The following is a 15,539-nucleotide window of genomic DNA, read 5'->3' as shown; positions in this document are numbered from 1 at the left end:
AAGGGAATTTAATTCGTTAGATAAGGTTCTCTTGCCTCAAAGTAGCCTACTCAGTTAAGCGAATTGATAAAACAATGATAAAAGTCGATCTTTCTTTGGCAGAGCAACCGTTTTCGTTAATGGTAGCTGGGCAGAAAATTATAAAAATATTTCATGATCAGCAAGCGATTGCATTTGAGAATCCACGTGAAAACTATGTTGAGTTTATACTTAATGAGCAGCTAATTGGTATTGATAGCAGCGAGATAAGCCAGCAAAGTTTAACGCTGTATGTAAATAATCAATTTGCAACTCAGCTAGCTTTACCACCAATGGCACAAGGTGAATCTAAAAAAGGCTTTTTGGGGCTCGCGGCGCTAGGCTTTAAGTTATTTAAAAGTGCTAAGGTGGTTAAAGTGGCGCTAGCGAGCGCATCGGTGGCCGGTTATGCCTGGTTATTCACCATTGAGTTTGCGTTAATGCTGATTGCTTGTTTGGTAATACATGAATACGGCCATGTGCGCGCTATGAAGTATTTTGGGATAAAAACCAAAGGCATTTATTTAATTCCTTTTGTGGGTGGTTTGGCCGTTAGCGACGATAAAATAACTACGCGCTGGCAAGATGTGGTTATATCACTAATGGGGCCTGCCTTTGGTTTGTTTACCTCAGTGCTAGGCGTGGTGCTTTATTACGCCACAGAAATGGAAATATTTGCAGGCGTTGCGGTGCTTAGTGCACTGCTTAACTTATTTAACTTACTGCCTATTTTACCGCTTGATGGCGGACATGTTTTAAAAAGTATCAGCTTTTCAATGCGCTCTTGGGTGGGGCTGAGTGTATGTTTATTGGGTGTGTTATTTGGCTTATGGCTAAGTTATACCTTTGGTTTAATGTTATTAGTGTTCTTTTTGTTTGTTGGGGCGCTGGAAATTGTGTTTGAATGGCGCGGCCGTCATTATTCGCATTTATTGCCATTAGATAAATACGGCCAAGGCTTTTCAGCGGTCATGTATGCGCTGGTGGTTGCAGGCCATGTAGCAGTGATGATGCACTTTGCTGACTCTGAAAACGCGATATTAAGTCTGCCAATGAAAATTTTATCGAGCTAAGTAAATGCGGGCTGTAATATAAGTTACAGCCCGATTATATTAGTAAAAGCTCAATACCAACGAAATAAACACCCCAGTAATAATCAGTTGTACCACGCAAAAGCCCATAATATCTTTAGCTTTTAACCCTGCAATGGCTAATACCGGTAATGCCCAAAAGGGTTGAATTAGATTAGTCCACGCATCTCCCCATGCCACAGCCATAGCAACCCGCGCCATATCTGCACCAAGCTCTTGTGCTGCGGGTATTACGATAGGCGCTTGTACTGCCCATTGTCCGCCACCTGAGGGTACAAACATATTAACTAACCCTGCACTAATAAAGCTGTAAAATGGCAAGCTATCGGCATCAGCGATGGCAATAAAGCCCTGTGATATTTGTTGCGCTAACCCTGTATCGACCATCACCGCCATAATACCGGCATAAAAAGGGAACTGAATTACAATTCCTGCGCCACTCGGAATCGCCTGTTGCAAGCTATTAAGCACATTATGGGGTGTTTGATGTAGGGTGATTGCCATAAACAAAAATAGGGCAATTACGCTATTGAGGTTTAAGCCGCCACCTGCGATAAAAAAGTAATAGCCTAAGTAGGCAAGTCCAAGTAAGCCAATGCTCATACCTAGCAGCTTGTTTTGCTCTAAATGTTGAGCAGGGCGTGTTATCGCGACTTTATCAGGTAGGGTATTTTCAAGCAGTGAAGGGTCAATATAAACACTGTCTTTTTCACTCGGTAGCATGTAGCGGTTAACCAACGGCATAATAATAAATAAGCCAATCAGAATCGCAATATTAAAGCCTGCGAATAAGGTTTGCTCTGTGCCAATAATGCCCATAGTCGCCTGTGAAAAATGCCCTTCGGTGGCAATGGTCAAAGGAACAGAGCCTGCTAACCCGCCATGCCATACTACAAAGCCTGAATAGGCACTTGCCACTAATAGCCGATAATCCACTCGAGTCTGCTTAGCAATGGCTTTAGCAAATAAAGCACCAATCACTAAGCCAAACCCCCAATTAAGCCAGCTTGCTAAAAGCGAAATAAATGTCACTAAAATAATGGCTTTTGGGGCCGTATTAGCAAGCGTTGCTAATTTTGTTAGTAACATACTTATTAAAGAGGTACTGGCGAGCATGTAGCCTGTTACTAATACCAACAGCATTTGCATGGCAAAGCTCAGTAAGTTCCAAAACCCGCTTCCCCATGATGTTATTACCTCAAGTGTGGTTGCTGGGGTCGCTAAATTCGCAATGACTAAGGTAATTATGCTAAGTAATATGACAAATATAAAGGGATCAGGTAAGTAGCGTTCGACGAGCTTGGTAAACGGACTGGCAACTTTATTAAGCATAATTAACAACCTAGTAATAATTTACTGATTAATTAATCATGAAATGTTGGGATAAGCAAATATTGCGATGAATAAACTCCTAGCAAAGTAGATTTTTTAATGGAGGTTGATAGAGAAGGGTTTAAATAACCAGTAAATACTCACTACGAGAGGTATTTACTGGCTTTATGGTTAAGGATTGCTAAGCACTTGCTTTAAGCGATTTTGTACTTCTTGAACGAGTAAGTCGGGCTGAAATTTTGATAAAAATGCATTACAGCCTACTTTTTCTACCATAGCTTGGTTAAAGCTGCCACTTAGGGAGGTGTTAAGTACCACATGTAAGTTTTTTAAACGGTTGTCGTTACGTATTTCATAGGTTAAGCGATAGCCATCCATTGAGGGCATTTCGGCATCGGTAATCACCATTAGTAATTCTTTTTCAACATCGCGCCCTTCATCAGCCCAGCCTTTAAGCATTTGCCATGCCTCTAGGCCATTGCTGGCAGCTACAATCTCTATGCCTAGTTGCGATAACGTATCGCTAACTTGTTTACGTGCTGTTGGCGAATCATCGGCGTGCAATATTTTGCGTCCTGCAAATTCGTTTACTATGGTTTCATCCAACACTCCGTCAGAAATATTAACCTCGTAGTCAACTATTTCCGCGAGTACTTTTTCTACATCGATTATTTCAACTAATTGCTCTTGGTTGTCACGCTGTACTTTAGTCAGTGCCGTAATATAATGATTTTTACCTACAGCGCTAGGTGGTGGCATAATGTCAGACCAGGTCATATTCATGATTTGATCAACTTTACCAATTAAAAAACCTTGTGTGGTGCGGTTATACTCAGTGATAACTAAATTACAATCATCGCCATATTCTTTGTGTGACATAGAAATAGCTTGGCGAAGGTCAATCACTGGGATAGATTCACCACGTATATTAACTACACCGGTTACCTTAGGGTGAGAATGCGGTATTTTGCTTATATGGGGTAGTTTTACCACTTCTTTTATTTTAAATACATTAAGTGCAAATAAATGACGGCTGTGTAAATAAAAGAGCAGCAACTCTAAACGATTCTCACCTACAAGCTGAGTACGTTGATCAACTGACGCTAAAACACCTGACATAATAGACCCATTCTTTCCTGATGACTTAATAACTATAGTTTACTCTTATTTTTATTCATAACGAACCGTGAATATTTCGATTATAGTAAAACGTTGCTTAGGTGTTATTATTTGCAGTATCGTATTAACTTATCAAATCGATTAACAAAAACTATGCATTATATTTTAAAGCGTTTTGTCGTGCTATTACGTAGCCACATAGATCAGGTTAGTTGGCAATCGGTGGTATTGGCAACATGTTTTCATATGCTACTTACATGGAGTTTATTATTGCTTGCTAATGAGCAAGCACTCATACCGCCAAGTACCTTTTTTTATTATTACACGGTAACCACTTCAACGGTGGGGTATGGGGATTTTAGTCCAACAACTGATTTCGGTCGCTGGATTGTTGCGTTAATACAAATTCCTTTTGGATTGGCTTTATTTGGTGTCTTGTTAGGTAAAACAGGGCAAACAGTAACTTACTTAATTAGGCGCGCTATGACTGGTGATAAAAATTTTGCTCACAGTAATAACCACATTATTATTTTTGGGTGGCACAATACTCGCACAAAAAAAATGATTGATTATATTTTGGCTGATACAAAGCGCAGTGATCGTCGAATTTTACTGGCAGTAACCGAGCAAATGGAGCACCCGTTTTTAACTAATGAGAATGTTGATTTTGCCCGCCTAACCAGTTTCACCGATTTGGGGGAATTAGAACGCGTTGCCATTCGCCATGCCGATAAAGTGATTATTGATGGCCAAGATGACGACCAAACATTTACCACTGCATTGCGTATTAGCCGTTTAGTCAAAGAAGAATGCCACATAAGTGCGCACTTTTTTGATGAAACAAAAGTGGAAATGTTATTAGAGCATTGCCACAACGTAGAGTGTAGCAGTACTAAATCGGCAGAGATTTTAGTGCGCTCAATGCAAGACCCAGGCTCAAGTCGTGTACAAGAGGAACTATTATCAACCTTGCATGGTGATACGCAGTTTAGTTTACAAATCCCTAGTAATGTAAAAACCATGGAGTTTGGTAAATTATTTCATCACTTTAAGTACGATCATGATGCAATATTGTTAGGTGTAGCTCATAATTTAAGTGCCAAAAGTATGGATTTAAATCCACCTTTAGATTATGCAGTAAACGCGGGTGATATTTTACACTATATTGCCCAAGAGCGAGTATTAAGTAATGAAGTTGATTGGCTTAGCTTGGAAAACTAATGACTGAAATTGTATTTTTAATTATCGTTTTGTGTGCTTACATTTTTCCTATTATGATAATTCTCAACAGTAAACGTAGCCAAGGCCATGAAAAAAACGGCTGGCTAGTCGGTGCCATCTTCTTTTCATGGGTAGCGCTGATTCTGTATTTTTCAATTGTGCCCAAGCAAGGGCACGCTAAGAAAAAGTAAAGAATGAGTACCTTTTTTGTTACTTATTCTAATTGTCTCAGCTTATGCTCAACGAGCGGGTCGTCTGGCACTAGCTGTTGAGCCACTTCTAATAGCTTAATAGCATCGTTTGGGTTTTCTTCTTGATGCTTAATGGCGACGTCTATTAAAGGCTGAATGTCAATTTTGGCTTGATGTTCTTTTACGTGCGCTGCTTTTTCGTCGATTAGAATAGCATGAGCGGTACTGAGTAACGCTTGGCGATGTGGCGACTTAGCATTGGCTTTATTAAGTTTTTTATAATAATCCTCTTTTAAGCGCAGTGTTCTTGTTTGTAGCCTAAATTGTGCAATGTCGATTTGTTGATTTGCAATAAAATCAACCGCTACGTGTTTATAAAACCCAAACTTATTTAAATAAGTGGCATGGGTGCCGTGCCCCATCCCAAATACGCGTAAGTGAGTGAGCTGTTTGTATCGCTTGGCATGTTGGCGGTCAATGCGGTTGGTTGGGTCGTAAATAATGTAGCCCTCTGCATCCCCTAAATCTAAATCATGGTAGTCACCTTGCCAGTCATATTGCTGGGCTATTTCGGTACTTGAGCGGTCATCCCAAGGGGCGACTAGCTTGTTTTTGGTGCTAACAGGATGGAAAAGCAGTACTTTGTCGAGTTTGAGTAATTTAGCAAATGCACCCACAGCAAAGCCGCCACGACTGAGCCCGTAGCCTAACTTGGTTTTAAAAGGAGAGAGTAGGGGTGATAGCTGCTCAATAAAAAAGATTAAATTGCGGTTACGAAACCAATTACTTTTACCTAAATGCTGAAACGCAATAATATTAACGTTTTGCTTTTGTGCTAAATGATAGCCCCAAGGTGCAAAGTCATCGTTCAGATCACGCTCTTGCACATTGGTGCCGGCAGGAGAAAAAGTAAAAAGTAAGGGTTTAGAGAGATCAACAAAGTGATATTTTACATACACATCACCGAGTAAATCCCCACCAGAGGTCGGTAGTTGTACTTGTTTTTCATTATCGCTTAGAGTTAACCATTCATCTAACCAGTACAGTAATTTCATTTTTCCTCCAGTACACACAAGCCGTAGATCATAGCAAATTAGTCGACATAAGAGAAATTGTGCCAAGTTATGCTGCGCTGGTGGAGTGCTATTTTAATGAAAAAATGGCGTTACATTGGTGACTCATTCCGCCATATTTAAAATTTCTTGCCAGTCATTGTTTGTTACCGGCATGACTGATAAACGGCCCCCTTTTTTAAGCGCAATATCAGTTATAGCACTATTTGCTTTGATTGCTTGCAGACTCACTATCTTGTTTAAATGGCAGTGATAAGTTACTTCCACTACAAACCAGCGAGGGTTTTCAGCGGTTGCTTTAGCGTCATAATAATCGCTACTTAAATCAAACTGCGTTGGATCAGGGTAAGCGGCTTTAGTTACCACTCCTATTCCTGCAACGCCAACTTGTTTACAGCTAGAATGATAAATCATCACTAAATCACCTTGTTTAACATCATCGCGGATAAAGTTACGCGCTTGATAGTTTCGCACGCCTTCCCATAACGTGGTTTGTTCGGGTGCATACTTTAAGTCATCAATTGAAAAGGCGTCGGGTTCGGTTTTAAATAGCCAAAAAGCCATATTAGTTTTCCTCACTCAGTGTGTTGGTATTTTTCCAGTATTGTATAGTATCATTTAGAAATTAGGGGATTGAGGAAGAAATAATGAGCCAAGTATTAGATGATTTATTATCGTTGTTATCACTTGAAGAAATTGAACAAGGTTTATACCGAGGACAAAGCCAAGACTTAGGTTTTAGAGCGGTGTTTGGCGGCCAAGTTATGGGGCAAGCGCTTTCAGCAGCCAAAGAAACATTACCAGCAGGGCGTATTGTTCACTCATTACATTCTTACTTTTTACGCCCGGGAGATGCACAAAAACCGATTGTGTATGATGTAGAGACGATTCGCGATGGTAAAAGCTTTAGTACGCGTCGGGTGAGTGCGATTCAGTACGGTAAACCTATTTTTTACATGACGGCGTCGTTTCAAGGTGAAGAACAAGGGCTATCTCATCAAGCTGCCATGCCTGATGTTCCAGCTCCTGAAGCACTTCGTTCTTCGTTAGAGTTTTATCAAGAAAATGCACAGCATATTCCAGAAGCTATCCGTAATAAATTTATTCGTGAAATGCCGATAGAAATGCGCCCAGTGAATTTTCATAATCCCTTTAAACCAGAAGCCATAGAGCCAGTAAAACATATTTGGTTTAAAGCCAATGGCGATATGCCAGATGATCAGCGCATTCATAACTATTTATTGGCGTATGCGTCCGACTTTGAATTTTTACCAACCGCATTACAACCACATGGCGTGTCGTTTATGCAGCCGAATATGCAAGTGGCGACGATTGACCATGCTATGTGGTTTCATCGTCCGTTTAGAATGGATGATTGGATTTTATATACTATTGATAGTCCAAGCGCGAGCTCAGGAAGAGGGCTGGTACGTGGGCAGTTTTTTGATCGCCAAGGAAACTTGGTAGCCTCTACTATTCAAGAAGGGGTAATGCGCCAGCGCTAATCCTAATACCCACTATATTGAATACCTTCAACATAGTGGGTATAGCTTTATTTTACTTGCATTGAGCGTGCACAATATCTGTTATTGACTGCCAAATACGTGCCGGTAATAGCGTTTGTAGTTGTTTGTAAGTCTCGCACAACGCTGGGCTGCCTTGTAAGCCATTGTCTGACTCACTAATTAGCTTTTGTTCTCGTAGGTTTGAAATAAAGCTACTGAGCACTTTTTTGTCAAAAAACTCCGGTGTTTTAATGCCATGCAACGTACCCAAGCGCTGTGCCAACACATAGCTTTCACGTTCAAGTTCAGCTTTTGTAATACCTTGGCTGGTTTGGATAAAGCCAATAACAATGGCATAACGTTGCAGAGTAAAGCTCAGTGCTCGGCCGAGCATTTCGAGTTTGGCAAAGCTATCGTTATTTTGAGTCACTTTAATGTTATCACCATCAAGTGCAATTAAGCCTTGATCACTAAAGTTAGTTAAAATACGAGTAACATAGCGCTCATCTAACTCTTGCAAGTACCACTCTTTAGCAAATAACGGATAAAAAGACTTCACCAGCTGATGGCACTGAGTTACGGTGCTTTGATGTTGCTTAAATAAATGCAGCGCCACTAAACTAGGCACCGCAAAAATATGCAAAATGTTATTACGATAATAGTTGAATAAGGTTTTTTCTTTATCGCTTATCGCAATTATTTCGCCAAACTCATCACTGATCACATCAAACTTATTCAACTTTAAGGCATGCTCAAGCAATTGCTCTGGCGTTTCATCGGGTGCGGTTATTTTATCGCTATAACTGGCTTCACGTTGTAATCGTATGTAAAACTCAAGCTGGGCCAATAATTTTGGCTTACTTAATGCCTGCTTATCGTTTACCAGCAGTATCATCGCCAGTAAGTTAACTGAGTTAAGTGCGGCGGCGTTGTTTATTTTAACCATAACCTGATCAGCAAGGTTAGCTACCTGCGGCCCTAACCATTGCGGCTTTTGCACGTCGGTGGCATGAATTGATTCACGCCAGTCAGGTTGGTTATCATTTAAATACTGATTGATAGAAATAGGGTCGCCAAAGTTTAAATAACCACGACCATAGTTTTTTAAATTTTTAATCGCTTTGAAAATACCTAATATCGACTCGCCTTTTTTATCGTTCCCAGCCAGCTCTTTTAAATAGGTATTGATTTCCATGACGTGCTCGTACCCAATATAGACCGGCACAATAGAGATAGGTCTGTCTATACCGCGTAGCATAGCTTGCATTGTCATGGCGAGCATACCGGTTTTAGGAGGTAATAAACGCCCCGTTCTGCTACGCCCCCCTTCGGTATAAAACTTAACCGAGTAACCTTTTATAAATAACTGACTTAAATATTCTTTAAATACCGCTGAATAAAGTTTATTACCGGCAAACGAGCGGCGAATAAAAAATGCACCACTGCGGCGGAATATGCCACCGGCTGGGAAAAAGTTTAAGTTAATACCCGCTGCAATATGCGGTGGAACAAGCCCTTGATGATAAATAGAGTAGGTCAGTAGTAAGTAATCCATATGACTACGGTGGCACGGCATATAGATTATTTCATGACCTTTATTAGTCAGTTCATGAATTTGCTCGGTGTACTTTATATCAATCCCATTATACAGCTTGTTCCAAAGCCAGGTTAATATGCGATCGGCAACGCGAATCGTGGCGTCGCTGTAATTAGCAGCAATTTCATCAAGAAGCTTTAATGCGTTTTGTCGCGCTTGGGCTTGGCTAATGCTTTTGTCAGACGCTTCCGTTTGAATCGCTTTTTTAATTGTTGGCGATGCCAGTAGTGAACTAAATAATTGATCTCGAGATGGAATTTTAGGCCCTGTGGCAGCTAGCTTCTGGCGTTTAAAATGTACTCTCGCTACACGAAGTAGTTTATGAGGGAGTTCATTTACATCGGCTTTTTCGTTTACTAAAAGTGATAAATCGAGTGGTTGGCTAAAACGAATAAAGTTGTCTCTACCTGAAAAAAGCACAACAAATATTTTTCTAAACCAGCTAGGTGTAAGTGAATGCGAAAGTAACGTACTTAGTCCTGGCTTTTCTTTACCTGGCGCTCTGCCCCATAAAATAGTAACAGGCACAACTTGCACATTTTTTTGGCCACTATTTAATAAGTGTTCAATGATGTGTTTACCCTGCTCTAATGCGTTGGTAGGCTTTTCTTTATTGCCAAATAGCGGCGGTGGGTTTTTAATACCAATAAAACGGTTTAACGCCTCGTCACCAAGTATTTGTTGCTCGGTTGGGTCGGGCAAGCCATTGCGTTTACATACGCGCGCGAGCGCCGCTAAATCAAAACGAGAATTTAAACGCACTATATAAAAGGTCGGGTTTTTAGAGTTTAACTCAAATTGCTCTAACGGTTTTTCAGGCAGTACTTTGCTTTTAACAAATAAGCGGCTGATACCACCAGAGATAAGATTTAAACCATAATTTAAAATACGCATTGACTCACCATAAGAGGGTAGTTACCCAAGCTAATATGGGTATATAACAGCAAAATTAGCGCATAGGATAACATAATATCCAAAAAATCCTCTGCAGATTAATCCACAAGCGCTGAGATTATAATGACCTCATCACTTCCATTATGTTCACTATTGTTAAATTTGACTGTTATTTAAACGACAATTACAAAGCAATTATGTCTAAATAGTTGTTGCATTTATCACCAGCATCATTATAATACGCAGGCTTTCAAAATTCTCTCGGGAACAAGAAAGAATAAATTAAGTTTGGATTTCAAGCTAATAAACAGGAGTTCCGATTTGGAACTCAACGTAGATATAATCAAACAACCGGCATCTTAATTATTAAGATTGTTTCGGTCGTTTTTTTATGCTCTTTAAATGCTCTTTATATTGAGGTTTAAGAATGTCAAATCAACGCATTCGTATTCGCCTAAAAGCTTTTGACCACCGTTTGATTGACCAATCAACGGCGGAAATCGTGGAAACTGCGAAACGCACTGGCGCACAAGTACGTGGTCCAATTCCACTACCTACACGCTTTGAACGTTTTACTGTACTTACATCACCGCACGTTAACAAAGACGCGCGTGATCAGTACGAGATCCGCACCCATAAACGTCTGATCGACATCGTAGAACCAACTGACAAGACTGTAGACGCACTTATGCGTTTAGACCTTGCTGCTGGTGTTGATGTTCAAATCAGCCTGGGTTAATCGGAAGATTAGAGAGGTTTTAGGAAAATGGCATTAGGTCTAGTCGGTCGTAAAGTGGGTATGACACGTATCTTCACTGAAGATGGTGTATCTATCCCTGTGACAGTTATTGAAGCGACTCCTAACCGCATTGCTCAGATTAAATCTGACGCAACAGACGGTTATAACGCGCTTCAAGTAACCGCAGGCACTAAAAAAGCAAGCCGTGTAAACAAAGCAGCAGCGGGTCACTTCGCTAAAGCTGGTGTTGAAGCGGGTCGCGGTCTGTGGGAATTCCGCCTAAATGGTGGTGAAGGCGATTTTGAAGTAGGCGCAGAGCTTACGGTTGAATTATTCAACGAAATCAACAAAGTTGACGTAACCGGTACTTCTAAAGGTAAAGGTTTCCAAGGTGGTGTTAAGCGCTGGAATTTCAGCATGCAAGACGCGACACATGGTAACTCTCTATCTCACCGTGCTCCTGGTTCAATCGGTCAAAACCAATCACCTGGTAAGGTGTTTAAAGGTAAGAAAATGGCCGGTCAAATGGGTAATGAGCAAGTAACAACTCAGAACCTTGAACTAGTTCGCGTTGACGCTGAGCGTAACCTGCTTTTAGTTAAAGGTGCAGTACCTGGCGCTATCGGCGGTGACGTTATCGTTAAACCAGCTGTTAAAGCATAAGTCCTGGAGATTTAGTGATGGAATTAGCAATTAAAGACGCTTCTGGCGCTCTTGAAGTTTCTGAAGCTACTTTTGGACGTGAGTTTAACGAAGCATTAGTACACCAAGTAGTTGTTGCATACGCAGCAGGTGCTCGTCAAGGTACTCGTGCTCAGAAGACACGTTCTGAAGTAAGCGGTGGTGGTAAAAAACCATGGGCTCAAAAAGGTACTGGCCGTGCACGTGCTGGTACAATCCGTAGCCCAATTTGGCGTTCAGGTGGCGTTAGCTTCGCAGCTAAACCACAAGACCACAGCCAAAAAGTAAACCGTAAAATGTACCGCGGTGCGATCAAAAGCATCTTATCTGAATTAGTTCGTCAAGAGCGTTTAATCGTTGTTGAAAGCTTTGGTCTTGAAGCACCAAAAACTAAAGAACTAGTTGCAAAGCTTAAAGAACTTGAGCTTAAAGATGTTCTTATCGTGACTGAAGAAGTAGATGAAAATCTTTTCTTATCGGCACGTAACCTGTACAAGGTTGACACACGTGATGTAGCTGGTATCGATCCTGTTAGCTTAATTGCTTTCGATAAGGTACTAATTACAGCTGCTGCTGTTAAGCAACTTGAGGAGGCGCTAGCATGATCCGTGAAGAACGTCTTTTAAAAGTGATCCTTGCTCCACACATCTCTGAAAAAAGCACAATTGCTGCTGAAGAAAACAACACAATTGTTTTCAAAGTAGTAAATGATGCAACTAAAGCTGAAATTAAAGCGGCAGTTGAGAAGCTTTTTGAAGTAGAAGTAACTGGTGTTCGCACACTTAACGTTAAGGGTAAAACAAAACGTACTGGCATGCGTTTCGGTCGTCGTAGCGACTGGAAGAAAGCTTACGTTACTCTTAAAGAAGGTAGCGAGCTGGACTTTGTCGGCGGCGCCGAGTAATAAGGGGAGTTAGAATTATGGCACTTCAAAAGTGTAAGCCAACTTCTGCGGGTCGTCGTCACCTAGTTAAAGTGGTTAACCCAGATTTACATAAGGGTAAACCTTACGCACCACTATTAGAGAAAAACTCTAAATCAGGTGGTCGTAATAACAATGGTCGTATTACGGTTCGTCATATCGGTGGTGGTCATAAGCAGCATTACCGTTTAATCGATTTTAAACGTACTAAAGATGGCATTCCAGCCACTGTTGAACGTTTAGAGTATGATCCAAATCGTAGCGCAAACATCGCTCTTGTATTATATGCAGACGGTGAGCGTCGTTACATTATCGCACCTAAAGGCTTAAAAGCTGGCGATGTAATCCAGTCTGGTGTTGATGCACCAATCAAACCTGGTAATGCATTACCTATGCGTAATATGCCTGTAGGTTCGACTGTTCACAACGTAGAATTAAAGCCAGGTAAAGGTGCTCAAATCGCACGTTCTGCTGGTGCATACGTTCAAATCCTTGCGCGTGATGGTCAATATGTAACATTACGTCTTCGTTCAGGCGAAGTTCGTAAAGTTGAAGCTGATTGTCGTGCAACGCTAGGTGAAGTAGGCAATGCTGAGCATATGCTTCGTTCACTTGGTAAAGCAGGTGCAAATCGCTGGCGTGGTATTCGTCCGACAGTTCGTGGTGTTGCCATGAACCCGGTTGATCACCCACACGGTGGTGGTGAAGGTCGTACATCTGGTGGTCGTCATCCTGTGTCTCCATGGGGTAAGCCGACTAAAGGTGCTAAGACGCGTAAGAACAAGCGTACGGATAAATTTATAGTACGTCGTCGTACTAAGTAATATTGAGGAATAGCCATGCCACGCTCTCTCAAGAAGGGTCCTTTTATAGACCTACACTTGCTGAAGAAGGTAGAGAAAGCTTTGGAAAGCGGTGAAAAGAAGCCAATTAAAACTTGGAGCCGTCGTTCAATGATCATACCTAACATGATCGGATTGACCATTGCTGTCCATAATGGTCGCCAGCATGTACCAGTTTTCGTTTCTGACGAAATGATCGGTCACAAACTAGGTGAATTTGCACCAACTCGCACTTACCGTGGCCATGCTGCGGATAAGAAAGCGAAGAAACGTTAAGAGGGGATGATAAATGCAAGCATTAGCTAAACATAAATTCGCCTCTGGTTCGGCGCAAAAAGCACGTCTAGTTGCAGATCAGATCCGCGGGTTACCTGTCGATCGCGCACTAGAAATCCTGGCGTACAGCCCGAAGAAAGCGGCTGTATTAGTTAAGAAAGTACTTGAGTCTGCAATTGCTAACGCAGAGCATAACGAAGGTGCTGACATTGATGAGCTACGTGTAACAACGATTTTTGTGGACGATGGTCCAACAATGAAACGTATTATGCCACGTGCTAAAGGACGCGCAGACCGCATCCTTAAGCGTACAAGCCACATCACTGTTGTGGTTTCAGATAGCTAGGAGATATAAGTAATGGGACAAAAAGTTCATCCTACTGGTATTCGCCTAGGTATATCTAAACCTTGGGTTTCTACCTGGTACGCGAATTCAAAAGATTTCTCTGCACAGCTTTTTGGCGATCACAAAGTACGCGCATTCCTTACTAAGGAATTGAAAGCGGCTTCTGTGTCTAAAATCGTTATTGAGCGTCCAGCAAAATCTATCCGAGTAACTATTCACACGGCTCGTCCGGGTGTTGTTATCGGTAAAAAAGGCGAAGACGTAGAAAAATTACGTCAAGCGGTAACTAAAATCGCGGGTGTACCTGCTCAGATTAATATTTCTGAAGTACGTAAACCAGAACTAGATGCACAACTAGTAGCAGACGGCATTGCCTCTCAGCTAGAGCGTCGTGTTATGTTCCGTCGCGCTATGAAGCGTTCGGTACAAAATGCAATGCGCATCGGTTCTAAAGGGATTAAAGTTGAAGTTAGCGGTCGTCTTGGCGGCGCAGAAATCGCACGTTCAGAATGGTATCGTGAAGGTCGTGTACCTCTACATACTCTTCGTGCTGATATCGACTACGCAACTTCTGAAGCCTTAACCACTTATGGTATCATTGGTGTTAAAGTTTGGATCTTCAAAGGCGAAGTTATTGGTGGTTTACCACTAGTACAAGAGCAAGAGAAGCCAGCTAAACGCGCACCAAAGAAAGCCAAAAAAAGTGCTAAGTAGAGGTAGCGAGTAATGTTACAGCCAAAACGTACAAAATTCCGTAAAATGCATAAAGGCCGCAACCGTGGTCTAGCGCAAAACGGTAACAAAGTAAGCTTCGGTACTTTCGGTTTGAAAGCTACTGGTCGTGGCCGCATGACTGCTCGTCAAATCGAAGCAGCTCGTCGTGCTATGACGCGTCACGTGAAACGTCAAGGTAAAATCTGGATCCGTGTCTTCCCTGACAAGCCGATCACAGAAAAACCTCTTGAAGTTCGTATGGGTAAAGGTAAAGGTTCTGTTGAATATTGGGTTGCTGAAATTCAGCCTGGTAAAGTACTTTACGAAATGGAAGGTGTTTCAGAAGAGCTTGCTCGTGAAGCGTTTAACCTTGCTGCTCGTAAACTGCCATTCAAAACAACTTTCGTAACTCGGACGGTAATGTGATGAAAGCAAGCGAACTAAAAGATAAAAGCGTAGAAGAGCTAAATGCTGAACTTCTAGGTCTTCTTCGTGAGCAGTTTAACCTGCGCATGCAAGCAAGCACTGGTCAGTTAGCTCAGACACACACGCTAAGAACAGTACGTCGCGATATCGCGCGTGTAAAAACAATTATTAACCAGAAGGCAGGTCAATAATGAGCGATAAAATTCGTACTCTTCAAGGCCGTGTAATCAGCGACAAGATGGAAAAATCTTTCACTGTTGCTATCGCACGTTACGTGAAGCACCCAATCTATGGGAAATTCATTAAACGTACGACTAAGTTACACGTACATGACGAAAATAACACTGCAAAAGCGGGTGACGTAGTTACTATCCGTGAATGTGCGCCAATCTCTAAGAACAAATCTTGGACTTTGGTAGATGTTGTTGAACGTCCAAAACAAGCTTAATTTTTAATTAAGCCTGTTTTATAAAAAGCCCCGGCATTAGCTGGGGCTTTTTACGTTTAGAGCAGTTTTTAGCGGTAAGCTTTCAGCCGTCAGCCGCTCGGAGT

At 41.6% G+C, this 15,539-nt stretch carries 20 protein-coding genes; 15 read left to right on the top strand and 5 right to left on the bottom strand.

Translation table 11 applies throughout. The features are described 5' to 3' along the window. Positions 1-74 precede the first annotated feature (74 nt). Entirely contained in the window at positions 75-1,091 is a 1,017-nt protein-coding gene (locus tag KG708_RS15805) for a site-2 protease family protein (RefSeq protein WP_213611364.1), read from the top strand. Between the two features lie 39 nt (positions 1,092-1,130). On the opposite strand, the gene KG708_RS15800 is transcribed toward KG708_RS15805, so the two are convergent. Further along, positions 1,131-2,441, bottom strand: coding sequence for a TIGR00366 family protein (locus KG708_RS15800; protein ID WP_213611362.1), 1,311 nt, complete (start codon positions 2,439-2,441; stop codon positions 1,131-1,133). A gap of 171 nt (positions 2,442-2,612) precedes the next feature. After that, positions 2,613-3,560, bottom strand: coding sequence for a chemotaxis protein CheV (locus tag KG708_RS15795; protein WP_213611360.1), 948 nt, complete (start codon positions 3,558-3,560; stop codon positions 2,613-2,615). Between the two features lie 153 nt (positions 3,561-3,713). Between KG708_RS15795 and KG708_RS15790 the strand changes: the two genes are divergently transcribed. Next, a complete protein-coding gene (locus KG708_RS15790; protein ID WP_213611569.1) occupies positions 3,714-4,781 on the top strand; it encodes a potassium channel family protein in 1,068 nt (355 codons plus the stop codon). Further along, positions 4,781-4,972: a hypothetical protein gene (locus KG708_RS15785; RefSeq protein WP_213611358.1), complete on the top strand. Its 192-nt coding sequence runs from the start codon at positions 4,781-4,783 to the stop codon at positions 4,970-4,972. The genes KG708_RS15790 and KG708_RS15785 overlap by 1 nt, the downstream gene beginning before the upstream one ends. A 23-nt stretch (positions 4,973-4,995) precedes the next feature. On the opposite strand, the gene KG708_RS15780 is transcribed toward KG708_RS15785, so the two are convergent. Both KG708_RS15780 and KG708_RS15775 read right to left on the bottom strand, forming a co-directional pair. Further along, entirely contained in the window at positions 4,996-6,027 is a 1,032-nt protein-coding gene (locus KG708_RS15780) for a cytosolic protein (RefSeq protein ID WP_213611356.1), read from the bottom strand. Between the two features lie 123 nt (positions 6,028-6,150). Next, positions 6,151-6,609, bottom strand: coding sequence for an EVE domain-containing protein (locus tag KG708_RS15775; protein ID WP_213611354.1), 459 nt, complete (start codon positions 6,607-6,609; stop codon positions 6,151-6,153). Positions 6,610-6,692: 83 nt separating this feature from the next. Between KG708_RS15775 and tesB the strand changes: the two genes are divergently transcribed. Further along, positions 6,693-7,550, top strand: coding sequence for an acyl-CoA thioesterase II (gene tesB, locus KG708_RS15770; protein WP_213611352.1), 858 nt, complete (start codon positions 6,693-6,695; stop codon positions 7,548-7,550). Between the two features lie 52 nt (positions 7,551-7,602). Here tesB and plsB read toward each other — a convergent pair whose 3' ends face one another. After that, a complete protein-coding gene (gene plsB / locus KG708_RS15765; protein ID WP_213611350.1) occupies positions 7,603-10,041 on the bottom strand; it encodes a glycerol-3-phosphate 1-O-acyltransferase PlsB in 2,439 nt (812 codons plus the stop codon). A 427-nt stretch (positions 10,042-10,468) separates the two neighbouring features. On the opposite strand from plsB, the gene rpsJ reads away from it, so the two are divergent. Genes rpsJ through rpsQ form a run of 11 tightly spaced genes read left to right on the top strand, consistent with a single transcriptional unit; the run spans position 10,469 to position 15,435 of the window. Continuing rightward, positions 10,469-10,780 carry a 30S ribosomal protein S10 gene (gene rpsJ / locus KG708_RS15760; RefSeq protein WP_002957900.1) on the top strand — a complete coding sequence of 104 codons (312 nt, stop codon included), beginning with the start codon at positions 10,469-10,471 and terminating at the stop codon, positions 10,778-10,780. Positions 10,781-10,807: 27 nt separating this feature from the next. Further along, positions 10,808-11,443, top strand: coding sequence for a 50S ribosomal protein L3 (rplC, locus tag KG708_RS15755; protein WP_089346353.1), 636 nt, complete (start codon positions 10,808-10,810; stop codon positions 11,441-11,443). Positions 11,444-11,460: 17 nt separating this feature from the next. Next, entirely contained in the window at positions 11,461-12,066 is a 606-nt protein-coding gene (gene rplD / locus KG708_RS15750) for a 50S ribosomal protein L4 (protein WP_008108340.1), read from the top strand. Next, positions 12,063-12,365 (top strand): 50S ribosomal protein L23, encoded by a 303-nt coding sequence (gene rplW / locus KG708_RS15745; RefSeq protein ID WP_006791359.1) that lies wholly within the window; start codon positions 12,063-12,065, stop codon positions 12,363-12,365. The genes rplD and rplW overlap by 4 nt, the downstream gene beginning before the upstream one ends. Before the next feature lie 17 nt (positions 12,366-12,382). Next, entirely contained in the window at positions 12,383-13,207 is an 825-nt protein-coding gene (gene rplB / locus KG708_RS15740) for a 50S ribosomal protein L2 (protein ID WP_213611348.1), read from the top strand. A 15-nt stretch (positions 13,208-13,222) separates the two neighbouring features. Next, entirely contained in the window at positions 13,223-13,501 is a 279-nt protein-coding gene (gene rpsS / locus KG708_RS15735) for a 30S ribosomal protein S19 (RefSeq protein WP_004588689.1), read from the top strand. Between the two features lie 13 nt (positions 13,502-13,514). Next, entirely contained in the window at positions 13,515-13,847 is a 333-nt protein-coding gene (rplV, locus tag KG708_RS15730; protein ID WP_004588690.1) for a 50S ribosomal protein L22, read from the top strand. A 12-nt stretch (positions 13,848-13,859) separates the two neighbouring features. Continuing rightward, a complete protein-coding gene (gene rpsC / locus KG708_RS15725; RefSeq protein WP_213611346.1) occupies positions 13,860-14,561 on the top strand; it encodes a 30S ribosomal protein S3 in 702 nt (233 codons plus the stop codon). A gap of 12 nt (positions 14,562-14,573) precedes the next feature. Continuing rightward, the gene (gene rplP, locus KG708_RS15720; RefSeq protein ID WP_008108352.1) at positions 14,574-14,987 is read left to right on the top strand and encodes a 50S ribosomal protein L16; all 414 of its coding nucleotides are present in this window, start codon (positions 14,574-14,576) and stop codon (positions 14,985-14,987) included. Then, a complete protein-coding gene (rpmC, locus tag KG708_RS15715; RefSeq protein ID WP_004588692.1) occupies positions 14,987-15,178 on the top strand; it encodes a 50S ribosomal protein L29 in 192 nt (63 codons plus the stop codon). Before rplP ends, rpmC begins: the two co-directional genes overlap by 1 nt. Continuing rightward, positions 15,178-15,435 (top strand): 30S ribosomal protein S17, encoded by a 258-nt coding sequence (gene rpsQ, locus KG708_RS15710; protein ID WP_013463780.1) that lies wholly within the window; start codon positions 15,178-15,180, stop codon positions 15,433-15,435. Before rpmC ends, rpsQ begins: the two co-directional genes overlap by 1 nt. The last annotated feature ends 104 nt before the right edge of the window (positions 15,436-15,539 follow it).

Origin of the sequence: Pseudoalteromonas sp., assembly GCF_018402495.1 — a bacterium.
In the GTDB taxonomy this organism is placed as follows: domain Bacteria; phylum Pseudomonadota; class Gammaproteobacteria; order Enterobacterales; family Alteromonadaceae; genus Pseudoalteromonas.
The sequence above is the reverse complement of the archived record's forward strand: the minus strand, read 5'-3'. Positions and strand labels throughout refer to the sequence as shown.